We start from the raw sequence: 22,955 nt of genomic DNA on the forward strand, positions 1-22,955 counted from the left end.
CAAACGGTTTTTTTGTGATATAATGTCTGTTAATGGCTGAATTACTATCGGCTTAGTAACGTAAACTTAATCAAGGAAAGCGGGGAGATTCTTCGTGCTTCTTCCAAATATCAAACAACCAGAACAACTTAAAAATCTATCGGTGGACGAACTCGAGGATTTAGCGGGACAAATCCGTCATTTTCTAATCGAAAAGCTGTCCGTTACCGGTGGCCATCTTGCACCGAATCTGGGAGTGGTTGAACTCACGCTGGCCTTGCACTATTGCTTTGACAGCCCTCGTGACAAGATGATTTTCGATGTGGGCCATCAAGCCTATGTACACAAGATCTTGACCGGACGGATGGATAAATTCGATACGCTCCGCAAATACAAAGGCTTGTGCGGCTTCGTCAAGCGGTCCGAGAGCGAGCATGATGTCTGGGAAGCCGGTCACAGCAGCACCTCGCTGTCTGCCGCAATGGGCATGGCCATGGCCCGGGATCTGAAAGGCGAAGACAATCGGGTTATCGCCATGATCGGAGACGGAGCCCTTACAGGCGGCATGGCGTTTGAAGCGCTAAACCATATCGGCCACGAGCAGAAGAAGCTCATGGTCATCCTGAATGACAATGAAATGTCGATCGCACCGAATGTCGGTGCTATGCATAACTACTTAAGCAAGATCCGTTCGGACCGTTTTTATCTTCGTGCCAAAGACGAAGTGGAGATGGTCTTGAAGAAAATCCCTGCCATCGGCGGCAAACTCGCGAAGACGGCAGAGAAGATGAAGGACAGCCTTAAATATATGATGGTTCCGGGTGTTTTATTCGAGGAACTTGGTTTTACGTATCTCGGGCCTGTGGACGGACATGATCTGAACAAACTGATCGATACATTGAAGCAGGCGGACAATGTGGATGGTCCCGTGCTGATCCATGCCGTAACAACCAAGGGCAAGGGATATCGTCCAGCCGAATCGGATTCGCATAAATGGCACGGAATCACCCCTTATAAGATTGAATCCGGCCAAGTGCTTAAGGCAGTAGGCAATCCGATGTACACGGAAGTGTTCGGACAGACTTTGGTCGAGCTGGGGGAACAGGATAAACGCATCGTCGCCGTTACGCCGGCGATGCCGGGCGGCTCGGGCCTGATCCCGTTCAGCAAGAAATTTCCGGACCGCATGATCGATGTCGGGATTGCCGAGCAGCACGCGGCAACGCTGTGCGCGGCTCTGGCCATGGAAGGCATGAAACCCGTGTTCGCGGTCTATTCCACGTTCATGCAGCGTGCGTACGACCAAATCGTGCATGATATTTGCCGCCATAACGCCAACGTGATGTTTGCGATTGACCGTGCCGGCTTTGTGGGTGCAGACGGCGAAACGCATCAAGGGGTATACGATGTGGCCTTCATGCGTCATATCCCGAATATCGTCATCATGATGCCAAAAGACGAGAATGAGCTTCGACACATGATGAAGACGGCGCTTGATTATAATGAAGGACCGATTGCTTACCGTTACCCTCGGAACAATGTGCGCGGCGTTCCGATGGACACTGAGCTGGTGCCCATTCCAATCGGAACCTGGGAAGTCGTCCGTCCCGGAGAAGGGTATGCCATCCTGGCTTCTGGTCCGATGGTTCAGCTGGCCGAAGAAGCAGCGGAGCAGCTCAAACGGGAAGGCATTGCGGTAGAAGTCGTGAATGCCCGTTTCCTTAAACCGCTTGACGGAGATATGCTGGCGAATTTGGCGAAGACGGGAACGTCGATGCTGGTCCTGGAGGAAACCTCGCAAGCAGGCAGTTTGGGGAGCGCGGTTCTGGAATATTTTGCAGAGCAGGGAATACATGATGCGGTCGTATCCTTGATGGGGATCGAAGACCGGTTCATCGAGCATGGAAGCATTCCGCAGCAGCGGGAGGAAGTAGGTCTCACGCTGGAAGGGGTTTGCCAGGAAATCCGGAGCCTGAAGAATGCCCGGACCGCCGTACTCGGCAAAAGAAGTTTTATGTCTTAGTAACGATCGGGAGTATAATATGGATTCATCTCAGAAGGAACGAATTGATGTCCTGCTCGTGGAGCAGGGTTATTATGAGAGTCGCGAAAAAGCAAAAGCCGCGATTATGGCGGGTCTGGTCTATGCCGGAACCGAACGGATCGAGAAAGCCGGCATGAAAATTCCGAGGACGTCCGAATTGAAGGTCAAGGGCTCGGTTCATCCTTATGTCAGCCGAGGCGGACTAAAGCTGGAGAAAGCGATTCGTACGTTCGGCCTCGACATGAAGGGACGCACGATGCTGGATATCGGATCATCGACAGGCGGTTTTACGGATTGCGCGCTCCAGCATGGGGCCAGTTATGTGTACGCGATCGACGTTGGTTATAACCAGCTGGATTGGTCGCTGCGTAACGATGAACGCGTATGCGTCATGGAGCGAACGAATTTTCGCTATATGACGCCGGAGGACCTGAACGGTCCTCTGCCTGATTTTGCGAGCATCGATGTTTCGTTTATATCGCTTCGCATTATACTGCCGCCTCTCAAGTTGCTGCTGGGTAAACCGGGAGATGTAGCCGCCCTGATCAAACCTCAATTTGAGGCGGGGCGGGAGAAGGTCGGTAAATCCGGGGTGGTTCGGGATCCGAAGGTCCATAAGGACGTTTTAACGCAGGTGCTGACTTTTGCGGACGGCCTTGGATTCAAGCTGAAAAACCTTACGTTCTCTCCGATAACGGGAGGGGAAGGAAATATTGAATTCCTGGCCCACTGGCGATTAGAGCCGGAGGCATCTGAAAGCTCGGAAGAACCGACTCAGGAAGATGGACAAACTTCTGTCCCATTGAGTCAATGGATTGACACCGTCGTCACGCAAGCGGCTCATACATTCACAGGAAACTCATCGAAATGATGGGTTTCTTTTGCTGAAAAAGAGGAATTTATGTTCTCATCCGCGAATACAAAATTCGAGGTGAGAGGATGAATGAGCGTTATGATTGGTTATTAATGATATTGCTTGGTGTCGTCATTGCCTTGCTTATCGGCTATAGGCTGAATCGTTGGCTGATGTCACCATCACCGGACCGGCTGCCGGGCATCCCGATCAATGAGCACATTCCAGATCACCCAGTCATTGGGATGCTTGAACAAGAAGGATATGATGTGGTTGGGGGTAAAGTAAAAATAAACTTGTCGTTTGAAACGGGACATAAGCCCATCTTAAGTCGGTTGTTTATAGATTACGTTGCATCCGACGACAGCGGCGAACTGTACATGGTGAAGCTGGCGCGGGAACGAATGCCGGTGGATTGGACAGGCTCCGGCATTCGCGATCGGTTGATGCCGTTTTTGCTGCTGTATCCCGAGTGTGCGGGCCTTCTCTACATCGACGTGAATGAGGGGACTATTAACCGTTTAAGCATGGATTGGACGGACGAAGAATGGATTGGTCATGATGAATACAACAGTTAATACTCAGGAGGCTCTTTATGAAGGGACAACGCCATATTAAAATCAGGGATATCATTACCCACCAGGATATTGAAACGCAGGATGAGCTTGTGGACGCATTGCGCGCGGAAGGCTTTCAGGTTACTCAGGCTACGATATCACGGGATATCAAAGAATTGCTGCTCATAAAAGTGCCTACAGATGACGGGCGATATAAATACTCCATGCCGACAGATCAGCGGTACAACCCTGTTCAGAAGCTCAAAAGAGCGCTCGTCGACAATTTTGTTTACATTGACCGAACCGGCAATCTTGTGGTCATGAAATGCTTGCCCGGAACAGCCAACTCGGTTGCCGTGCTGCTCGATAACATGGAATGGTCACAGATCATGGGGACCATCTGCGGGGATGACACGATCTTGCTGATTTGCCGTACGGAAGCAGACGGCGAACATGTGGTGTCCCAAATCAAAAATTTCATTTCCTGATCAGGTGTAGAGACATATCGATCATTTTTTAGCAGTAGCGGAGGTGGTAAACATGTTAAACACGCTATCCATTCGGAACCTGGCTGTTGTAGAAAGCGTGGATGTGCACTTTTATCCCGGATTTCACGTCCTGACAGGGGAAACCGGGGCCGGTAAGTCCATCATCATTGATGCGCTGGGTTTAATTGCCGGCGGCCGCGGCTCGGCTGAGCTGATTCGGTACGGGTGCGACAAAGCGGAGATCGAGGCGCTGTTTGAGCTGCCTGCGGAGCATCCGGTATGGAGTACGCTCAAGAAGCTGGGGGTTGAAGCGGATCCGGAAGAGCACTTGCTAATTCGAAGAGAGCTGACGTCTCAAGGTAAAAGCACGTCGCGTATTAACGGACAGCTGCTGAACCTCAGCATGCTGCGTGAAGTCGGGGAAAAGCTGATTAATATCCATGGACAGCATGAGCATCAAAGCCTGCTGCGTTCAGAGCAGCATATGAGCCTGCTGGACACTTACGGAGATAAGACCATAGGGCCTGCCAAGCGCAAATACCAGGAGCTGTACGGCGAATTCAGCAAAGTGGAGAAAGAGCTTAAGGACCTGCAGGAAACCAGCCAGAAAGCATATCAAATGCTGGATATGTACCGTTTCCAGCTGGAGGAAATCGCGGCTGCCGGGCTGAAAACCGGCGAAGACGAGGCATTGTCCGAAGAAAGAACCAAACTCTCCCACAGCGAGAAGATGATGGATTCCGTAGCGGGAGCCTATGACCTGTTGTACGGATCATCGGGCCTTGAGTCCGTCAGCAGGGCTTTGTCCAGACTTGAGGATGTATCCGGATACGATGAGAAGGGATTAAAGCCGCTTGTCGAGCAGCTTCAATCCGCTTATTATCAGCTTGAGGATGCGGTCTTCCAGTTAAGGGATTATCGTGACGGCATCGAATTCAATCCCGAACGGCTCAATGAAATTGAGCTCCGTCTAGATATGATCTCCGGTTTGCGCCGAAAATATGGGGATAATGTGGAGCAAATTCTGGAATACTACGTGAGAATTCAGCAGGAAACCGATATGCTGGAGAATAAGGACGAATTTATTCAAGCGTTGGAACAGCGCCGTGACGAGTTGTTAAGCGTGCTGCTCGTAAGCGCGAAAGAGCTGAGTCATGCCCGCAAGCAATGCGCGCAAGACTTGGCTAGGCAAGTCGAGGGGGAACTGAAGGATCTTCAAATGGAACGCACCTCGCTGGAAGTCCGCCTGGAATTGCAGCTGGATCCGAACGGCTACGAGTATGAAGGCCAAAAAGTCCGGTTGACGAGACAAGGCATGGATACGGCGGAATTTCTCATCTCCGCGAATCCGGGCGAGCCACTCCGTCCGCTTGCCAAAATTGCTTCGGGTGGGGAAATGTCCAGAATTATGCTGGCGATGAAGAGTATATTTGCCCGTCATGATCAAATACCGGTCTTAATCTTTGATGAAGTCGACACGGGTGTCAGCGGAAGGGCTGCCCAATCGATTGCTGAGAAGCTGTTTTTGCTGGCCAAAACCTGTCAGGTATTCTCCATTACGCATTTGCCGCAGGTGGCTTGCATGGCGGATCATCAATATTTAATCGAGAAGAAGCTTGAAGCCTCCAGAACGATGACGCAAGTAGAAAACCTGAATGAAGAAGGGCGTGTAAAAGAGCTTGCCCGGATGCTTGGCGGAGTCGAAATTACCGAAAAGACGCTTCATCATGCCCAAGAAATGCTCAATCTGGCGGCAGCGCAAAAGGCTTCCAGAAAGGCTTTGGGTCAATGATTGACAGTTATAAAACCATAAGGGCAGGGTAACTTAAAGGTACGCAATTGGCGACCACCTTTTCGTCAAGCGAAAGAAGAAAAAGGGAGCGTGACAGCCATTGAAGCCCAACCTCAGGAGAAAACTGCTCGGTTTCGTTCTTGCTTTCCTTCTTTGTTTCATTGGAACTGCTGATCCTGTCCAATCTTTTGCCTCATTGCCCGATGAACTGAGATTGATTACCGGTCAGCAGTCCCGACTTGATGTTGCCATGCCTGTGCAAGCCCTCGCTTCAGTTGATCGACCGGATGTCCTGCAGCTAAACGGCTCCCGGGAATCGAAACTTCAAGTATCGTTGAAACAGCCGCTGCAGCTCAATCCCCAGCAAAGCGGAAACGCAGAAGTGACCCTGAAATTATTCGGTACAATTCCTCTGAAGACTGTCCATGTCAAAGTGATGCCGGAACTTAAAGTCATACCGGGAGGCCAAACCATAGGCGTCAAAGTGAAATCCTCCGGTATACTGGTGGTTGGACATCATCTGGTACGGGTTCAAAACGGGGCCAAAGTGTCTCCCGGCGAAGCTGCCGGCCTAAAGCTTGGCGACCTGCTTACAACGATGGATGGAAAGCCGCTTAACGATGTCACGAAGGTTGCCGAGATCGTCGAGAAGGCCGGTAAAGCGAATCGGCCGCTGGACATATCCTTTAAACGGGACGGCAAGGTAATGAAAACAAAGCTGAGTCCCGCTTATGACCAAGAGGATCAAAGCTGGCGCCTTGGCCTGTATATCCGTGATTCCGCAGCAGGCGTAGGGACGCTTACCTTTTATGCGCCTCACCAGAAGGTCTACGGAGCGCTCGGTCATGTCATCACCGACATGAATACTCAGACCCCCATTGATGTTGGAAGCGGCCAGATCGTTCAATCCAACGTCACCTCGATTAGCCGTAGCGAAGAAGGCGAGCCCGGAGAGAAAAGGGCAACCTTCACAAAAGACGGCAAGATTTTAGGCAATGTCGAACGCAATACCCATTTCGGCATTTTCGGTAAAATGAATCAGCTTCCGGATCACGGACTGTATCAGGAGCCGATTCCCGTTGCTTTTTCCCATGAGGTGAAGGAAGGTCCCGCTGAAATATTAACCGTCGTTGAAGGCCAGGAAGTCGAACGCTTTACGGTGGAGATCGTTCACGTCTCCAAACAGGACGCTCCAGCGACCAAAGGAATGGTGCTGCGCATTACCGATCCAAGACTGCTTAAGAAAACCGGCGGGATCGTGCAGGGCATGAGCGGCAGTCCCATCGTTCAGGACGGTAAGCTGATTGGAGCGGTAACCCATGTGTTTGTAAACGACCCTAAGTCGGGATATGGGTGCTTTATCGAGTGGATGCTTCAAGATTCCGGCGTACTACAATCTACAGAATCAACACCTCAAAATCTTAAGGCAGGTTAATGCCTTGAGATTTTTTGTCGTAAAAGAACGAAATAGAGATTAATTTGAAACAAAATATTTAATTATAAATCAACTTCAAAAAAAAATAAAGAAAAATAATTTTCGACAGAAGGAATTTAAATAAGCATGTCGAAAACTTTATAAACAGAAAAATGTTCTAAAATAACAACTGATCTGATAAAGGAGGAGCACGAATTGCAAAAGATTGAGGTATTATTGGCAGACGACAACCGTGAATTTACAAACCTGCTCGGCGAATACATTTCGGATCAACAAGATATGGTGGTATCCGGAATCGCTTATAATGGCGAAGAAGTACTGAGCATGATTGAGGAATCCGGAAAAGTACCGGACGTACTGATCCTTGATATTATTATGCCTCATTTGGACGGGCTTGGGGTGCTCGAGCGTTTACGCGACATGAATCTGTCTCCGCAGCCGAAAGTCATTATGCTCACGGCGTTCGGCCAAGAGAATATTACGCAGCGCGCGGTGCAGTTGGGTGCTTCCTATTATATTTTAAAGCCGTTTGACATGGAGGTGCTCGCCAGCCGCATTCGACAGCTTGTGGGTTCGCCGAGCAGCATTTCCTCCGGCACTCCGTTTACAAGCATGAAATCCAATGTGGTTCCTATGGGCAAGGGCAAGAACTTGGACGCGAATATCACTTCCATTATCCATGAAATCGGCGTTCCGGCTCATATCAAGGGATATCAATATTTGCGCGAAGCCATTACCATGGTGTACAACAATATCGAAATTCTTGGCGCGATTACCAAAACGCTGTATCCGGCCATCGCTGAGAAGTTCAAAACAACGCCATCCCGAGTGGAACGGGCGATCCGGCATGCCATTGAAGTGGCTTGGACGCGCGGTAACATCGATTCCATCAGCCACTTGTTCGGCTACACCATTAACATCAGCAAATCGAAGCCGACCAACAGCGAGTTCATTGCCATGGTGGCAGACAAGCTTCGGATCGAGCATAAGGTCTCTTGAAAGGGTAAGGACTAAGAGAAAGGGATTTAGGGACATGGACGATGCACACCTAAATGTCTACTTGAGCGATTTATTGAAATCACTCCTTTATTGGTTGCGGCTATCGTAACCTGTGAAGGAGTGATTTTATGTTTCAGGACGGAATTCATCAGCACAAACAACCAGCCGGATCAGCAGCTGGTTTGTTTTGTTTTACTAAGGTTACATCACCACCCGGTAATCTCCTTCCGGTGCTGCGTACCATCGATTTCCTCACAGATAATACATTTTGAACTGGATATCCTGCGCATGGTTTCCGAATTTCTTGCCGAATAACGTAGCGCCTCCAACATGCTTCGCGTCTTCCTTGACTTCGATACGAAAGGTCCAGCGATCACATGCCGAATTCAGGTCGTCCACGGAGACGGTTGAGAGAGGATCGCCATCGATATACGTCCCGTGGCTGGTAATCCGAATCGTTTTCAGCAGACCGTATTGGTTGATGTTGTGCGGCCACCATTCAGGCGTATATTTCCCCCGCGTATCCGCAAAATCCCCTGGGCTCGTCCACGTGCCGAGCTCCATTCCGTTCAAGGAAAACGTAATGTCCGATGGCCACACATCATTGGAAAAAGGAAACTCGGACGATATCTCCAAACTGATTTCGAATTGCTGTAGCTTCTCATCCTTTTGCAGAAAGTTGGCGATGTTGTATTGGATGAACCCCTCGGTAAACCACAGGATTTCCGCATCCACGCGCTTGGGATCCATAAAGTACTTGGGTTCGTCAACCCGTCCGATGAACTCCTTCTCGGTAGCAAGGCCGCACGTAGGCTTCAGGTCATAGTCGGTGTAATGCCCGATCGGCACCGAGGCTTCATAAGAAGCAAAGGAATGGAAGATCTTTTTGGGGAAGTTGATTTCAATGTGATCCACCTTCAGGATCGAAATTTTCTGCTGCCCCGATTTTCCCGGCACCTTCTCTGTCCGGATAATGCCGGCATCTTCAAGTTTTTTAATATGCTTTGTCACGATCGGACTGCTGATTTGAAGCTCCTGCGCCAAATCTTTGATGTTCATTTTGTTTTTGGAGAGCAGCTGAATAATCTTGATGCGAACTTCGCTGGCCAAAGCCTCGTAAACCACAAGCGATGACTTGTCTATTTCCAATTGCATATGACCACTTCTTTCAACAAGGTTTTCAATTATTAACTAATATGCATCATAACACAAGCATTATTAACCTGTACATAAATCTTGGCAATTAAACGCACATTTTTTCAACAATATAATTAACTAAAAAGTTAATCAAATATAAAAATTATAACTAAGATTTATGTATAAGTTATTGACAACGCTTTCAGTGCGAGTGTATACTGAACCAAAGTTAATCGTTTTCATGATTCTGGCCGGTGAATGATTAACCAAATGATTAGTAATAGGAGGAGAGTTTGTTGAAGAAAAAAATGGGGGTTTCACTGATACTTGCATTGTTAGCGGTAGCGGTACTGGGAGGTTGCGGTAACAGCGACAAGAACACCATTACCTTCTGGACGCCATTGACGGGTGATGACGGGGCTTACATGGATCAGCTCGTTAAGGATTACAATGCCACCAATCCCGAGTATAAAGTGAAGCATGTCATCACTTCGGACATGTATACGAAGATATCCACCGTTCTTAATTCCGGCAAAGGCGTTCCCGATCTTTCCATCATCCACGCGGACCGCGTTTCAAGCTTCGTTAAGCAGGGTGTGTTGGAGCCGATGACGGCGGTCATGCAAGCGCAGCCGGAATTGAAAGAGGACAATTATCTGCCGCAGGCCTGGGCAACCGGAAACGTCGAAGGCACCCAATATACGGTACCGCTTGATATCCACAGCAACGCGATGTACTACAACAAAAATCTGCTCAAGAAATACAATGTTGAAAGTTTCCTGGATGACGATGTCGTGACCATCGATGAAATGTTGTCGCTGCAAGGCAAGTTGGATGAGGGCGATTACGTGGTCAATGACGCGCTGTTGGGCTGGGTTGTGTTGGCTCAAATACAGAATTTGGGCGGAGACATCCAGCAAGACGGCAAACCTGCAGTCAATACGGAAGCCATGAAGCAGGCATTTACGGAGATTAAGAAAATAGCCGATGCGGGTTTAATGACACCATTTGGCGAAGACGGCTACCTGATGTTCCAAGCTGGAAACGTTTTATTCTCGACAGACGGCACATGGAGCTCGACGGCCCATGCCACGGTTGACGGCCTGGACTTTGGCGTAACCAACATTTATTCGACGAGTGCGGATACATATACAAACCGAGCATCCTCCCACCTGTTCTCCATGCTGAAGAACGAGAAGAGAACGGATGAAAAAGAGCAGGCCATCGGCCAGTTCCTGGAGTTCATTCGCCAACACTCGATCGAGTGGGCAAAAGCGGGTCAGATCGTAGCGAGTAAACAAGTCATTGAGAGTCCGGACTACAACAACTATATTCAATCATTCTTCACGTCCAATGAAAAAGAAATTGAATCCTTGTACATTTACACTTACGAGTACTATCCATATGTTGCCGAGGCTGTAGATACATATGCAGCGGATATTGTGCGGGGCAACGTCGATATCGACGAAACCCTGGCGACGATGCAGAAGTTCGTAGAGGATAAAATCGCAGAAGGCAACAGTGCCGCAAAGTAAATGAAGGCAGAGCCGATTGAAAAAAAGAAAAGCGTCCAAACCTCATGACGCTTTTCTTTTCCAAAGGAGAAATGAAAGGGTATGAAAAAGAAGTCGCTGACACCTTATTTCTTTGTAGGTCCTCATCTGATTCTATTCATCGTGTTTATTCTATTACCGACCCTATACGGGATCTATGCTTCGTTTACGCAATGGAATCTGATCAATGACCCGGTATGGGTCGGCCTGGCCAACTATAAAACGATTCTGTTTGATGCGGAGTCCACCTTCTATACCCAATTTATGAACGGATTAAAAAATACGTTGATCTTCGTAGTTTTGAGCGTACCGATATTAATCGTTATCCCGTTAATGATCGCGGTGTCGCTCGAACACAAAAAAGTGAAAATGAAAAACGTCATTCAATCCATTCTCTATATTCCCGGATTAATTTCGATCTCCGCAGCGGCACTGATCTGGTCATTGATTTTTAACAAGCAGCTTGGGATCACGAACAACGTCTTCGGCTCCGAAACGGTTTGGGCAGCCAACCAGCCTTATGCCTGGCTGATCATTATTGTCATTACGGTTTGGGGCGGAGTCGGTGGAAACATGATCATCTACCGGGCTTCCATCAGCGGAGTATCCAAGGATTTGTACGAGTCGGCCGAGATGGACGGAGCGGGGCCCGTCCGCAGATTTTCGAGCATTACGCTGCCCTCCATTCGTTTCCCGCTGATTTATACCTTTGTCATGACGACCGCCGGAGCTTTCAACGTATTCGGTCAGCCATTAATGATGACGGACGGAGGACCCAGACAGAGCACGACGGTATTGATGATGTATATTCGCCAGCTGGCCTTCGGCCACGGGGAATCCATTGCCGGCATGGCATCCGCGATGGCGGTGCTGCTCGGACTGGTCATTCTGGTCATTTCAGCCCTTCAATATTATGTGATGAACCGAAACGCGTCCTAGCGGCATGTTCTGCCTGCAAACGACGGAAACGATAAAAGGTAGGTGTACTGTGCAATGTCGAACCCGGTAGTACATGAAGCGAACGCGGATACTAAGCTTACCCGCTCCGGTCCGAAGAAGGCTTCAACCAACATTAGCGTGTCCAAATATATGGCTTATACATTTCTCATCCTGTTGTGCGTAATATGGGCGATTCCGGTCATCTTTGGCATTACCACATCGTTCCGGTCCCAGGCGGAGGTCGTATCCAGCGGTTTCAGTCTGCTGCCCGACAACTGGATATTCGATAATTATGTCACGATCCTGCAAAATACGTCGACGGCCCCGATCCTGCGCTGGTTGATGAACTCCGTCTTTATCGCAACGATGCATACGCTGCTGGTGATCGTGGTCATTTCCATCACCGGCTACGGGTACTCCCGCATGAACTTTAAAGGAAGGGACACCTTGTTCTTTACTTTGCTGGGGATTTCCTTCTTTCCCGGAGTCGTGAACCTGATTCCGTCCTACAAAATCATAGATGCGCTGGGGTGGGTAAACACCTCATGGGCGATGATTATTCCAGGTTTGGCAGGCATGGGGAACATTTTCTTGGTCAGACAATTCATGATGGGCGTTCCCAAGGATCTGGACGAATCGGCACGCGTGGACGGCGCGGGTGACTTTAGAATCTATTATTCTATCATTTTGCCGCTGATGAAGCCTGTGTTGATTGTATGCGGCCTGTTTTCATTCACGGGTTCCTGGAATGATTTCCTCTGGCCGGTCATCGTGTATACCGACGTGGAGAAGATGCCGGTTACGGCAGGATTGCTGCTGCTGCAGGACATCTACGGCAATTATCGCATGATCGGACAATTGATGGGTTCCGCGATCCTGGCCATCATTCCGACGCTGCTGTTGTTCCTGTTTGCCCAGAAATATTTTGTGCAGTCGATCAACTTAAACGCGGGTATCAAAGGATAGTTTTTTGAAGAACGGAAATGAAGAGCAAGTAAACCGAAAGCTAACGAAGTCAAACTACAAGGTATAGGAGTCGTCACCATGACTGAATTATATATAAAAAATCCCCTGATCGAGCAGAGGGCAGATCCCTGGATTTATAAACATAGCGATGGTTTTTATTACTTTACCGGTTCCGTGCCGGAATATGACCGGATCGAGCTTAGACGCTCGGAAACGATCCAAGGGCTTGCGGATGCGGAAGGCCTAACGGTTTGGCGCAAGCATGATTCGGGTTTGATGAGCGCCAATATATGGGCGCCCGAGCTTCATCACATAGAGGGCAAATGGTATGTGTATTACGCAGCGGCGCATACGTCCGAAACGAGGGACGGGTTGTTTGATCACCGCATGTTCGTGCTGGAGAACGCTTCGGCGAACCCGCTGGAAGGAGAATGGGTGGAGAAGGGACAAGTGATCACGAAGTGGGAGTCTTTTGCACTGGACGCAACCACGTTTGAGCATAAGGGAAGGCGGTATTATGTATGGGCCCAGAAAGATCCGGCCATTCCGGGCAACTCGAATCTATATATCTCCTTGATGGAAAATCCCTGGACCCTGACAGGGGAACAGGTTTGCATATCGGTTCCCGAATATGATTGGGAGAAGATCGGCTATCTGGTGAATGAAGGAGCCGCCGTCCTGAAGCGAAACGGTCGTATATTCATGACCTATTCGGCAAGCGCCACGGACCATAACTATGCGATGGGCCTGCTGACGGCCGATGAGGACAGCGATTTGCTGGATCCGGGATCCTGGGTGAAATCACCCTTGCCCGTATTTACGACATCGGAAGCCAATGGCCAATACGGGCCGGGACACAACAGCTTCACGGTCTCCGAGGACGGCCTGCTGGACATCCTGGTTTACCATGCCCGTAGTTACAAGGAGATCGTGGGTGATCCGCTATATGATCCGAACCGCCATGCGCGCGTACAGATCATCCGGTGGAATGAAGACGGTACGCCGAATTTCGGTGTGCCGAGAGCGGATCATGCAATGATATCCAAGTTATGACCTTGAAACCGACCCAGCTTAAATGCTGGGTCGGTTTTTTAAATTCCGAGGCAGGCGGCTGCATAATATTAAATAGGAGAAAAGAAGGAGTCTGCGGTACGGATGGAGAAAAAAGGACAGGAAACCTGTTTGAATGGTTAAGGGTGTAGTAAGAATCGTTTTTATTAACGATATACTTATTTCCTGGTAGGGAGGAATTATAAATGGCAAAGATATTAGTATTGGGCGGAACCCGCTTTTTTGGCAAAAGGCTGGTTAACCGGCTGGTGGCTAACGGCGATGCCGTTACGATTTTGACGCGCGGACAACACCAGGATCCATTCGGGGGGGCCGTTTCGCGGCTTGCCGCGGATCGGAAAGATACGGAGAGCTTAAAGCAGGCAGTGGGGAGCCAGGATTTTGATATCGTATATGATAATATATGTTATACGCCGGAAGAAGCGGGACAAGCAGCGGATTTATTTGCCGGACGTGTAGGACAATATGTGCTGACCTCCACGTTGTCGGTATATGATTTTGCGGATCATCCGGTGAGGGAAGAAGACTTTGATCCTTACAGATACCCGGTCATGATGAATGAAAGCAGGGACTACAGCTACAAGGAAGGCAAGCGCCAGGCGGAGGCGGTATTGTTCGGTCGCCATAACCTCAATGTAACCGCCGTCCGGCTGCCGATTGTCCTTGGACCGGATGATTACACGCGAAGGCTGCTTTTCCATATTGAACATGCTGCGAGCGGGGAAGCCATTGGTTTGCCGGATCCCGACGCGCAAATCTCGTTTGTGCATGCCGAGGAAGCGGCAGAATTTCTGGAGTGGGCAGGCCGAGTCCAATTGGAAGGCCCGGTTAATGCATGTTCGAGCGGCACGATTTCGGTACGGGAAATGATGGGCTTGATCCAGCAGGAAATCGGGAGGACGGCTCCGCTCCAGTCATCGGCGGCACCGGATCACATGTCTCCGTTCGGCATTCCGGGTGATTGGACGATGGATCATGCCAAAGCCGCAGCCGCCGGCTTTAAATTTTGGGATCTGCACGATTGGATGCCGAAATTGATTGCCGAATTGTCCGCCGATTTGAAGGTTCGTTAATGATACGGGCGTAGGAAGCATGGGGTTGAAGACGGAGAATAGGGAATTGCCCTGAAAGGAAGATCAGCATGAGCGACAAGATGGAAGCATGGAAAGAGCGTATACAGGAGGCGGAATCCAAGGGAGGTTTACCTCCGGATGCCCTGACGTTAATCCATGCGATGTATGAAGAAATCGAAGCTTTAACGAGACAGAATGTCAATCTGCGGCGAACCGCCCTAAAAGCGGCCTCCAAAGAAAATAGAATGTCGAGTAAATTGAAGGATGCCCTCATGGAATAACAACTTGGGCCAAAACAAACAAACACCGGGGAGCGCTCCCCGGTGTTTGTTTTGTATGGGTGAATCAGCTTTTGGACGGGGTTCCTGATTTCGGTGCCGGGCGCTTCTTTTTGAATCTCGGACCGACGTAATTCCGTTTGCGGTCGCGGAACAGAATCCAGCCGCCCAGGAAACCGATGCCGATGACGAACAGGGCCAGTCCGCCAAGAAAAGAAAGCCAACCGAAAGCGGGGTTCGCCACGTTGTCGTCCCCATGCACGGCAATATATAGAAAAACCGCATCTTTCATCATCAAGAAACCCTTCATTGCCATAAAACCCGGAATAACCAAAATCAAGATGGCAATAAAGCGGGAAATTAACATTTTCATAGAAGATTCCTTCCTGCGACTGATGTATTAAACTACCGTTTATCATACCTTTTTCATAAGGGGATGTCTATTTCGATTATGGATGACGATTTTGTAATCCGAAAAAAAGAGAGTACAATGAAAGTGTATAACTGGACTTATGATGGAGGTGCCGTTTGTGGCTATAACATGTGATGTAGCAATTCTTGGCGGAGGTACCGGTGGATATGTTGCAGCCATCCGTGCAGCCCAGCTCGGTAAAAATGTGGTTATCATCGAGCAGGACAAATTGGGAGGGACCTGCTTGCACCGCGGGTGCATTCCGAGCAAAGCATTGCTTCGAAGCGCCGAGCTTTATGCGGAAATGAAGGATAGCGAGAGCTATGGAATCGAGACGGACGGAGTCCGGCTATCGTTTAACAAAGTGCAGAAACGGAAGGACGGCATTGTGGAGAAGCTGCACCAGGGCGTCCAATATTTGATGCGTAAAAATAAAATCACCGTCGTGCAGGGCAAGGGGAGAGTTATCGGCCCGTCCATTTTCTCTCCGCGCAGCGGGGCCGTAGCGGTTGAGCTTCCGGATGGCGAGATGGAAACCGTGGTTCCCACCCATCTGATCATTGCGACCGGATCGCGTCCGCGTCACTTACCGGGATTAGAGCCTGACGGCATACATATATTGACTAGCGACCATGCGCTTCAGCTGGATGAACTTCCCTCATCCATCATTATCGTGGGGGGCGGCGTAATCGGCGTGGAATGGGCCTCGATGCTGAATGATTTCGGAGTTCAGGTCACGATTGTGGAAGCTTCATCCCATTTGCTGCCTACGGAGGATGAGGAGATCGGACGCGAGCTGTCGAAGATGCTCAGCGCCAGGGGCGTAGAGGTTATCACGAACATAAAGCTATTAACCGACAGCTGTGAGATCCGGAATCAAAGCGTGTCCATCGCGATCGAGCATAAGGATGACACAAGAACGTTGTCAGCGGACAAGCTGCTGCTCTCTGTCGGAAGAGTGGGCAATACCGAGAATATCGGACTTGAGAATACCGATGTTCGCGTGGAGAACGGCATCATTGCCGTGAACGGGAATATGCAGACAACGGAGCCCCATATTTACGCGATCGGCGATTGCATCGGGGGTCTTCAGCTTGCGCATGCGGCCAGCCATGAAGGGATTGCTGCCGTGAACCATCTGGCAGGCGAGAAGACGGAGTCCTTCCGCAGCGAATGGATCCCGCGCTGTATTTACACTCGTCATGAGGTAGCCAGCGTCGGGCTGACGGAGAAGCAGGCGAAAGAACGCGGACATGAGATCAAGATCGGCAGATTCCCGTTTTCGGCGATCGGCAAATCTTTGATCCACGGAACAAAGGAAGGGTTCGTAAAAGTCATTGCCGATCAGAAGACGCAGGATATTCTGGGAGTGCATATGATGGGTCCGCACGTAACCGAGCTCATTGGCGAAGCGGCTCTTGCACAAGTGCTGGATGCGACCCCATGGGAAGTCGGCACGGCGGTCCACGCCCATCCGTCATTATCCGAAATCATCGGCGAAGCGATGCTTGCCGTGGATGGACGAGCGATCGGTTTGTAGGAATGAGGATATTCTTTTGTGGAATCCCTCATTTCTTTTTGCCGAGAAAGGGATTATAATATCATTAAGCCAAGTCTTAGTACCAGGTTTTAATACTTGATCTAATATGCCTCAAACTCAGGTTGCGAGGCGGATCAAGCCTGAAGTCATGGCTCACATAAAGGAGGGATCTCCATGAAAGAACATGAAACGGTTACGGCAAACAACAATAGGCATGAGCAGCTTGGACTGACCGACGGACAAGTGCTGGACATGTACAAATATATGGTGCTGGCGCGAAAATTCGATGAGCGCAATCTGCTGCTGCAGCGTGCGGGCAAAATTAATTTTCACGTTTCCGGAATCGGGCAGGAGGCATGTCAGGTTGCTGCTGCCTTTGCCCTCGACCGGGAGAAAGATTATTTTCTACCTTACTACCGCGACTACGGATTCGTATTGGCGGTTGGCATGACGCCTCGGGAATTAATGCTGTCGGCTTTTGCCAAGGCCGAGGATCCGAACAGCGGCGGACGGCAGATGCCGGGCCACTTCGGCAGTAAACGCCTGCGGATCGTGACCGGCTCCAGCCCTGTAACGACCCAGGTTCCGCATGCCGTAGGCATCGCGCTTGCCGCGAAGATGCAGAAGAAGGATTTTGTATCGTTTGTTACGTTTGGCGAAGGCTCGAGCAATCAGGGCGATTTCCATGAAGGCTGCAACTTTGCCGGCGTTCACAAGCTCCCCGTCATTATCATGTGCGAGAATAACCAATACGCCATTTCGGTTCCGCTTCATAAACAGATTAGCGGAAAGGTCAGCGACCGCGCGCTCGGGTACGGTTTTCCGGGTGTTCGAGTGGACGGCAACGACGCTCTGGAAGTTTACGCGGCCGTGAAGGAAGCGCGGGAACGCGCGATCCGAGGGGAAGGACCAACGTTGATCGAATCCATGATGTACCGTTTGTCTCCGCATTCCACATCGGATAACGATTTGGCGTACCGGACCAAAGAAGAGGTTGAAGAGAACTGGAAGAAAGACGGCGTTGCCCGTTTTAAGAACTATTTGATCGACTGCGGGCTCTGGGACGAAGCACGCGATCAGGATCTGATCGCGCAGTTAAACCTGGAGATCAAAGAAGCGACGGAATCTGCAGACTTGGCTCCATTTCCGAAGCCTGAAGATACGCTTCTTCACGTATATGCCGATGCTGAAGGAGGCGCGTAAGAGATGGCGGTAATGGAATATATCGATGCAATACGCCTGGCCATGAAGGAAGAGATGGAGCGTGACGAGTCCGTATTCGTGTTAGGCGAGGACGTGGGCGTCAAAGGCGGCGTGTTTACTACCACCAAGGGCTTGATGGATCAATTCGGCGAAATGAGGGTGCTCGATACCCCGCTGGCGGAGTCCGCGATTGCCGGTGTGGCTATTGGTGCAGCCATGTACGGCATGAAGCCGATTGCCGAGATGCAATATTCGGACTTCATGTTCCCGGCAACCAACCAGATTATTAGCGAAGCGGCGAAAATCCGCTATCGTTCCAATAACGATTGGAGCTGCCCCGTCGTGATCCGCGCGCCGATCGGCGGCGGCATATTCGGAGGTTTGTATCATTCCCAGTGCCCGGAATCGGTGTTCTTCGGAACGCCAGGATTGAAAATCGTTGCGCCTTACTCGGCCTATGATGCAAAAGGGCTGCTGAAAGCGGCGATCCGCGACCCGGATCCGGTTCTGTTCTTCGAGAACAAGAAATGCTATAAGCTGATTACCGGCGATGTGCCGGACGACGATTACGTTGTCCCGATCGGCAAAGCGAACCTGCTGCGCGAAGGCTCGGATATTACGGTGATCAGCTACAGCCTGCCGCTGCATTTCGCCATGCAGGCTGCCGAAGAGCTTGAGAAGGAAGAAGGCATCAGCGCGCATGTGCTGGACCTGCGTACCATACAGCCGCTGGACCGGGACGCGATCATCGCCGCAGCCCGGGCAACGGGGAAAGTGCTGATCGTTCACGAGGATAACAAGACCGGCGGCGTTGGCGGGGAAGTATCCGCGATCATAGCGGAGCACTGCTTGTACGATTTGGATGCTCCGATCATGCGCCTATGCGGTCCGGACGTGCCGGCTATGCCTATCAGTCCGCCGATGGAGAAATTCTTTATGCTTAACAAGGACAAAGTCAAAGAATCCATGCGTCAATTGGCGCTTTATTAAGAACAGGGAGTTGTGAGCATGTCCGAAAATCAGAAATTGACCGATGTTACGATGCCTCAGCTGGCAGAATCCCTTGTTTCGGCGACCATTGCCAAGTGGCTGAAGAAGCCCGGGGATTCCATTGAGCAATACGAACCGATCTGTGAAGTGATCACAGATAAAGTCAATGCCGAGATTCCATCCACCCTGGACGGCGTCATGGGCGATATTCTTGCCCAAGAAGGCCAAACCGTCAATGTTGGCGATATTATTTGCCGGATCGCGGTCGCTTCCGGAGAAGGGATAGCACCTTCGCCCCAGCCGGCAGCAGCAGCTTCAGCGAGTCCGCAGCAGGGAGCAGGCAGCGAGGAAGGCTCGATGCGTTTCCGTTACTCGCCTGCCGTACAGACGCTGGCCGCGGAACATGGGATCGATCTTTCGAAGGTCCAGGGATCTGGCATGGGCGGAAGAATAACCCGTAAGGACGTATTGGCTTATATCGAAAAAGGGGGGGCAGCCCAAGGCCAAGGCCAAGGCGCTCCTGCCGGAGCGCCGTCTTTCCCTAGCGCGCAAGCGCAAAGCGAAGCAGTGCAGCCGAGCGGGACTTCGCCGTTTCAAGGGCTCCAGCATCAGACGCCTGCGGAACCGTCGCCTCCTCTGGGCACAGCCATTCCGGATGTGCGCCATTCGGGGCTGCATTTGACGGAATCGCCGAAAATTCCGACCATTGAAGTGGAGGGCATGGAAGGCGGAAGATCCGAATACTTCATTGATGTAACGCCGATGCGGAATGCCATTGCCCGAAACATGCGTCAAAGCGTTACGGAAATACCGCATGCCTGGACGATGATCGAAGTCGACGTGACCAACATCGTGCTGCTGCGCAATCAATTGAAGGACGAGTTCAAGCGCAAGGAAGGGGTTAATTTAACCTACCTGGCCTTTTTGCTGAAAGCCGTAGTGAACGCCATTAAAGATTATCCGATCATGAATTCGTTCTGGGCCGTGGATAAAATCGTGGTGAAGCGCGATATCAATCTGTCCTTGGCCGTCGGTACGGAGGATTCCGTGCTGACGCCGGTCATCCACCGTGCCGATCAGAAGAATATCGCGGGCCTTGCGAGAGAGATCGAGGATCTAGCGCGCAAGACACGTGAAGGCAAGCTGAAGCTGGACGACATGCAGGGCGGTACCTTTACGGTTAACAATACGGGGTCCTTCGGCTCGATTCTGTCCTATCCGATCATCAATTATCCGCAGGCTGCGATTCTGACATTTGAATCCATCGTGAAAAAGCCGGTGGTTATCAATGACATGATCGCGGTTCGTTCCATGGCAAACCTGTGTTTGTCCCTGGATCATCGGATTTTGGACGGGGTGATCTGCGGGAGATTCCTCCAACGCGTCAAAGACAATCTGGAAGGCTACACCCTTGATACGAAGCTCTATTAATCAACGTCTGCTAGCATGATCTGCGGACTGATTCTTTTCGAAGAGGTTCGCAGACGTTATTCATTTCAAGTCAATCGAAGGGGGATCCATCGGTTGGCTTTGAACCCTATGAAAGAAGGCGTTAGCACATGAACAAACCGTTAGATGTATCGTATACGCCGATTGTCGATTACGGCATGGCTTGGGAGCTTCAAAAAAACCATGTTTCCGCCATCGATCAGGGAGAGCGTCACGAGAGTCTGATGCTCCTCCAACATCCTCCGACCTATACGATGGGGTCGCAGCGGCATCCGGAGCACCTGCTGCTAAGCAAAGAGGAATTGGAGAAACAGGGTATCGGCCTGTTTGAAATCGATCGCGGCGGAGATATTACATATCATGGTCCCGGACAGCTTGTCGGGTATCCGCTGTTGCTGCTGGATGGCGGCAAGAATTTGAACCTCCACGGGTTTCTGCGCGACGTGGAGCAGGTCATCATCGATTACTTGGCATCATACGACATCGAAGCAGGCCGAAAACCCGAGTACACCGGTGTATGGGTCGGGGATTCGAAGATTTGCGCCATCGGCGTGAAATTCAACAAATGCCGCCGACATCGCGGGTTTGTGACGAGCCATGGGTTTGCGTTTAACATCAAATCCGGAATCGCGGACGCGGGATTCTCGGGCATTATTCCTTGCGGCATACAGGAATACGGTGTAACTTCACTGGAGGATTGCACGGGGCAGATGTTCGAGGTAGAGGAAGTAGCCCGGGAGATCGTGCCTTTCTTCACCCGGGTATTTCCATATGAGGCTCACTGGCTGTCATAACTTCGCTGCCTAGGGTAGCGTTACGGGCGTTAGCGAAGGAACAAAGGCTCCAGGATAACCAGAAGCGTTGAACCGACCATGGCAATCAGCATGAGATAGATTACAATTCGAAACCACTTTTTACGTTGCATTGTGTAACTCCTTTAGAATAAGTTTAATGATGAACATACATGGAGCAGCATCATTTAGTTGAGATATGGATATACAGACATTGTATCGTATCTGCGAAAGAGAGGGAAGTCCAGTGATCTCAGAAGAGCGTATCATTCAAGAGTTTATGGAACTGGTTCAAGTGGATAGCGAAACCAAACATGAAGAAGAGATCTCGAAAGTTCTCCAACAGAAATTTTCCGGTCTCGGCTTCGAAATCATAGAAGACGATGCCAAGGAAAAGACGGGGCACGGAGCAGGCAATCTGATTATTACCTGGAAAGCGGACGAGGCGGCCCTGCATGCGCCTAAGCTGCTTTTTACCTGCCATATGGATACCGTAACACCCGGGAAAGGCATCAAACCGACTCTGGGCGATGACGGTTGGATCCGAAGCGACGGAACGACCATCCTCGGGGCGGACGACAAAGCCGGCATCGCTGCTTTGCTTGAAGGCATTCGGGTCATTCAGGAAAATAACATTCCGCACGGGCAAGTCCAGTTTGTCATTACGGTAGGAGAGGAATCGGGGCTGGTCGGAGCGCGGGCGCTAAATCCCGATGTTTTGGATGCGGATATCGGCTTTGCGCTGGATTCCAACGGGGAGCTGGGTTCGATCGCAGTTGCCGCCCCGACCCAGGCGAAAATCAAAATGATTATCAAAGGCAAGTCTGCCCATGCCGGCGTAAATCCGGAGGACGGCATCAGTGCCATTCAAGTCGCGTCCAAAGCCATTGCCAAAATGAAGCTCGGACGCATCGATAAGGAGACCACGGCTAACATCGGCAAATTCCAGGGCGGAAGCGCTACGAATATCGTGTGCGACTTTGTTCAGATCGATGCCGAAGCACGCAGCATCGTTCAGGAAAAGGTCGATAAGCAAGTGAACGATATGCGTGAAGCGCTCGAAACCACGGTTCGTGAATACAATGCCAATTGCGAGTTCATTAGCGAGATCGTTTATCCGGCCTTCAGCTTCAATGAGCATGACGAGGTCGTTCAGCTTGCGCAGCGGGCCATCGGCGGATTGGGTTTGCCGACCCGCACGTTCCGGTCCGGCGGCGGCAGTGACGCCAATATTTTTAACGGCCTCGGCATTCCAACCGTCAATCTGGCAATTGGATATCAAGACATTCATACTACGCAGGAGCGCATTCAAGCTTCTGATTTAGTGAAGGCGGCGCAGATTGTGGTTGGAATTATCCAGGAAACGGCCAAAGCGTAGTCGATGATGATGAAATAAAGCCCGCTGC

At 50.6% G+C, this 22,955-nt stretch carries 22 protein-coding genes; 19 read left to right on the forward strand and 3 right to left on the reverse strand.

Annotated elements, in window-relative coordinates; translation table 11 throughout:
• The first annotated feature begins 94 nt into the window (after window positions 1–94).
• The 7 genes from dxs (at window position 95) to spo0A (ending at window position 8,147) form a co-directional block, all read left to right on the forward strand.
• The gene (gene dxs, locus GYMC10_RS10570) at window positions 95–2,002 is read left to right on the forward strand and encodes a 1-deoxy-D-xylulose-5-phosphate synthase (protein WP_015734459.1); all 1,908 of its coding nucleotides are present in this window, start codon (window positions 95–97) and stop codon (window positions 2,000–2,002) included.
• A gap of 19 nt (window positions 2,003–2,021) precedes the next feature.
• A complete protein-coding gene (locus GYMC10_RS10575; RefSeq protein ID WP_015734460.1) occupies window positions 2,022–2,894 on the forward strand; it encodes a TlyA family RNA methyltransferase in 873 nt (290 codons plus the stop codon).
• Between the two features lie 68 nt (window positions 2,895–2,962).
• Window positions 2,963–3,454, forward strand: coding sequence for a hypothetical protein (locus GYMC10_RS10580; RefSeq protein WP_015734461.1), 492 nt, complete (start codon window positions 2,963–2,965; stop codon window positions 3,452–3,454).
• Window positions 3,455–3,471: 17 nt separating this feature from the next.
• A complete protein-coding gene (ahrC, locus tag GYMC10_RS10585; RefSeq protein ID WP_015734462.1) occupies window positions 3,472–3,921 on the forward strand; it encodes a transcriptional regulator AhrC/ArgR in 450 nt (149 codons plus the stop codon).
• Between the two features lie 52 nt (window positions 3,922–3,973).
• Window positions 3,974–5,713, forward strand: a complete 1,740-nt coding sequence (gene recN / locus GYMC10_RS10590; protein WP_015734463.1) for a DNA repair protein RecN — start codon at window positions 3,974–3,976, stop codon at window positions 5,711–5,713.
• Window positions 5,714–5,813: 100 nt separating this feature from the next.
• Window positions 5,814–7,148 carry a SpoIVB peptidase gene (gene spoIVB / locus GYMC10_RS10595; protein ID WP_015734464.1) on the forward strand — a complete coding sequence of 445 codons (1,335 nt, stop codon included), beginning with the start codon at window positions 5,814–5,816 and terminating at the stop codon, window positions 7,146–7,148.
• A 195-nt stretch (window positions 7,149–7,343) separates the two neighbouring features.
• Window positions 7,344–8,147, forward strand: coding sequence for a sporulation transcription factor Spo0A (gene spo0A / locus GYMC10_RS10600; protein ID WP_009591253.1), 804 nt, complete (start codon window positions 7,344–7,346; stop codon window positions 8,145–8,147).
• Between the two features lie 252 nt (window positions 8,148–8,399).
• Here spo0A and GYMC10_RS10605 read toward each other — a convergent pair whose 3' ends face one another.
• On the reverse strand, window positions 8,400–9,302 hold the full coding sequence (locus GYMC10_RS10605) for an ArsR/SmtB family transcription factor (RefSeq protein WP_015734465.1): 903 nt from the start codon (window positions 9,300–9,302) through the stop codon (window positions 8,400–8,402).
• Between the two features lie 275 nt (window positions 9,303–9,577).
• Here GYMC10_RS10605 and GYMC10_RS10610 point away from each other — a divergent pair, with 275 nt between their 5' ends.
• From GYMC10_RS10610 to GYMC10_RS10635, 6 genes are all read left to right on the forward strand, one after another.
• Window positions 9,578–10,819, forward strand: coding sequence for an extracellular solute-binding protein (locus GYMC10_RS10610; protein ID WP_015734466.1), 1,242 nt, complete (start codon window positions 9,578–9,580; stop codon window positions 10,817–10,819).
• An 81-nt stretch (window positions 10,820–10,900) separates the two neighbouring features.
• Entirely contained in the window at window positions 10,901–11,776 is an 876-nt protein-coding gene (locus GYMC10_RS10615; protein ID WP_009591261.1) for a carbohydrate ABC transporter permease, read from the forward strand.
• A 54-nt stretch (window positions 11,777–11,830) separates the two neighbouring features.
• Window positions 11,831–12,742: a carbohydrate ABC transporter permease gene (locus GYMC10_RS10620; protein ID WP_015734467.1), complete on the forward strand. Its 912-nt coding sequence runs from the start codon at window positions 11,831–11,833 to the stop codon at window positions 12,740–12,742.
• A gap of 78 nt (window positions 12,743–12,820) precedes the next feature.
• Window positions 12,821–13,795 (forward strand): family 43 glycosylhydrolase, encoded by a 975-nt coding sequence (locus GYMC10_RS10625; protein WP_015734468.1) that lies wholly within the window; start codon window positions 12,821–12,823, stop codon window positions 13,793–13,795.
• Window positions 13,796–13,998: 203 nt separating this feature from the next.
• Window positions 13,999–14,886, forward strand: coding sequence for an NAD-dependent epimerase/dehydratase family protein (locus GYMC10_RS10630; RefSeq protein WP_015734469.1), 888 nt, complete (start codon window positions 13,999–14,001; stop codon window positions 14,884–14,886).
• Window positions 14,887–14,954: 68 nt separating this feature from the next.
• A complete protein-coding gene (locus GYMC10_RS10635) occupies window positions 14,955–15,167 on the forward strand; it encodes a hypothetical protein (protein ID WP_015734470.1) in 213 nt (70 codons plus the stop codon).
• A 64-nt stretch (window positions 15,168–15,231) separates the two neighbouring features.
• On the opposite strand, the gene GYMC10_RS10640 is transcribed toward GYMC10_RS10635, so the two are convergent.
• Window positions 15,232–15,537: a DUF2627 domain-containing protein gene (locus tag GYMC10_RS10640; RefSeq protein ID WP_015734471.1), complete on the reverse strand. Its 306-nt coding sequence runs from the start codon at window positions 15,535–15,537 to the stop codon at window positions 15,232–15,234.
• 157 nt (window positions 15,538–15,694) lie between these two features.
• Here GYMC10_RS10640 and lpdA point away from each other — a divergent pair, with 157 nt between their 5' ends.
• The 5 genes from lpdA to lipB all read left to right on the forward strand — a co-directional run bounded on the left by lpdA (window position 15,695) and on the right by lipB (window position 21,552).
• Window positions 15,695–17,116 carry a dihydrolipoyl dehydrogenase gene (gene lpdA, locus GYMC10_RS10645; protein ID WP_015734472.1) on the forward strand — a complete coding sequence of 474 codons (1,422 nt, stop codon included), beginning with the start codon at window positions 15,695–15,697 and terminating at the stop codon, window positions 17,114–17,116.
• Between the two features lie 174 nt (window positions 17,117–17,290).
• Entirely contained in the window at window positions 17,291–18,319 is a 1,029-nt protein-coding gene (locus GYMC10_RS10650) for a thiamine pyrophosphate-dependent dehydrogenase E1 component subunit alpha (RefSeq protein ID WP_015734473.1), read from the forward strand.
• A 3-nt stretch (window positions 18,320–18,322) separates the two neighbouring features.
• Entirely contained in the window at window positions 18,323–19,309 is a 987-nt protein-coding gene (locus GYMC10_RS10655; protein WP_015734474.1) for an alpha-ketoacid dehydrogenase subunit beta, read from the forward strand.
• An 18-nt stretch (window positions 19,310–19,327) separates the two neighbouring features.
• Window positions 19,328–20,740 (forward strand): dihydrolipoamide acetyltransferase family protein, encoded by a 1,413-nt coding sequence (locus GYMC10_RS10660; protein ID WP_015734475.1) that lies wholly within the window; start codon window positions 19,328–19,330, stop codon window positions 20,738–20,740.
• A gap of 128 nt (window positions 20,741–20,868) precedes the next feature.
• Window positions 20,869–21,552 (forward strand): lipoyl(octanoyl) transferase LipB, encoded by a 684-nt coding sequence (lipB, locus tag GYMC10_RS10665; protein WP_015734476.1) that lies wholly within the window; start codon window positions 20,869–20,871, stop codon window positions 21,550–21,552.
• A 29-nt stretch (window positions 21,553–21,581) separates the two neighbouring features.
• Here the strand turns inward: lipB and prli42 are convergent, their stop codons facing one another.
• Entirely contained in the window at window positions 21,582–21,683 is a 102-nt protein-coding gene (gene prli42, locus GYMC10_RS31820) for a stressosome-associated protein Prli42 (RefSeq protein WP_015734477.1), read from the reverse strand.
• Between the two features lie 113 nt (window positions 21,684–21,796).
• On the opposite strand from prli42, the gene GYMC10_RS10670 reads away from it, so the two are divergent.
• Window positions 21,797–22,927: a tripeptidase T gene (locus GYMC10_RS10670; protein WP_015734478.1), complete on the forward strand. Its 1,131-nt coding sequence runs from the start codon at window positions 21,797–21,799 to the stop codon at window positions 22,925–22,927.
• The last annotated feature ends 28 nt before the right edge of the window (window positions 22,928–22,955 follow it).

Origin of the sequence: Paenibacillus sp. Y412MC10 (assembly GCF_000024685.1) — a bacterium.
Taxonomy (GTDB): domain Bacteria; phylum Bacillota; class Bacilli; order Paenibacillales; family Paenibacillaceae; genus Paenibacillus_AQ; species Paenibacillus_AQ lautus_A.

Excerpts from the sequence above, each read along its gene's own strand:
- GYMC10_RS10635 (WP_015734470.1), top strand. The coding sequence starts at position 14,955 with ATGAGCGACAAGATGGAAGCATGGAAAGAGCGTATACAGGAGGCGGAA.
- recN (WP_015734463.1), top strand. The coding sequence starts at position 3,974 with ATGTTAAACACGCTATCCATTCGGAACCTGGCTGTTGTAGAAAGCGTG.
- GYMC10_RS10630 (WP_015734469.1), top strand. The coding sequence starts at position 13,999 with ATGGCAAAGATATTAGTATTGGGCGGAACCCGCTTTTTTGGCAAAAGG.
- GYMC10_RS10605 (WP_015734465.1), bottom strand. The coding sequence starts at position 9,302 with ATGCAATTGGAAATAGACAAGTCATCGCTTGTGGTTTACGAGGCTTTG.
- GYMC10_RS10625 (WP_015734468.1), top strand. The coding sequence starts at position 12,821 with ATGACTGAATTATATATAAAAAATCCCCTGATCGAGCAGAGGGCAGAT.
- ahrC (WP_015734462.1), top strand. The coding sequence starts at position 3,472 with ATGAAGGGACAACGCCATATTAAAATCAGGGATATCATTACCCACCAG.
- GYMC10_RS10580 (WP_015734461.1), top strand. The coding sequence starts at position 2,963 with ATGAATGAGCGTTATGATTGGTTATTAATGATATTGCTTGGTGTCGTC.
- lipB (WP_015734476.1), top strand. The coding sequence starts at position 20,869 with ATGAACAAACCGTTAGATGTATCGTATACGCCGATTGTCGATTACGGC.
- GYMC10_RS10640 (WP_015734471.1), bottom strand. The coding sequence starts at position 15,537 with ATGAAAATGTTAATTTCCCGCTTTATTGCCATCTTGATTTTGGTTATT.
- GYMC10_RS10620 (WP_015734467.1), top strand. The coding sequence starts at position 11,831 with ATGTCGAACCCGGTAGTACATGAAGCGAACGCGGATACTAAGCTTACC.
- GYMC10_RS10655 (WP_015734474.1), top strand. The coding sequence starts at position 18,323 with ATGGCGGTAATGGAATATATCGATGCAATACGCCTGGCCATGAAGGAA.
- GYMC10_RS10660 (WP_015734475.1), top strand. The coding sequence starts at position 19,328 with ATGTCCGAAAATCAGAAATTGACCGATGTTACGATGCCTCAGCTGGCA.
- prli42 (WP_015734477.1), bottom strand. The coding sequence starts at position 21,683 with ATGCAACGTAAAAAGTGGTTTCGAATTGTAATCTATCTCATGCTGATT.
- GYMC10_RS10650 (WP_015734473.1), top strand. The coding sequence starts at position 17,291 with ATGAAAGAACATGAAACGGTTACGGCAAACAACAATAGGCATGAGCAG.
- GYMC10_RS10575 (WP_015734460.1), top strand. The coding sequence starts at position 2,022 with ATGGATTCATCTCAGAAGGAACGAATTGATGTCCTGCTCGTGGAGCAG.
- GYMC10_RS10615 (WP_009591261.1), top strand. The coding sequence starts at position 10,901 with ATGAAAAAGAAGTCGCTGACACCTTATTTCTTTGTAGGTCCTCATCTG.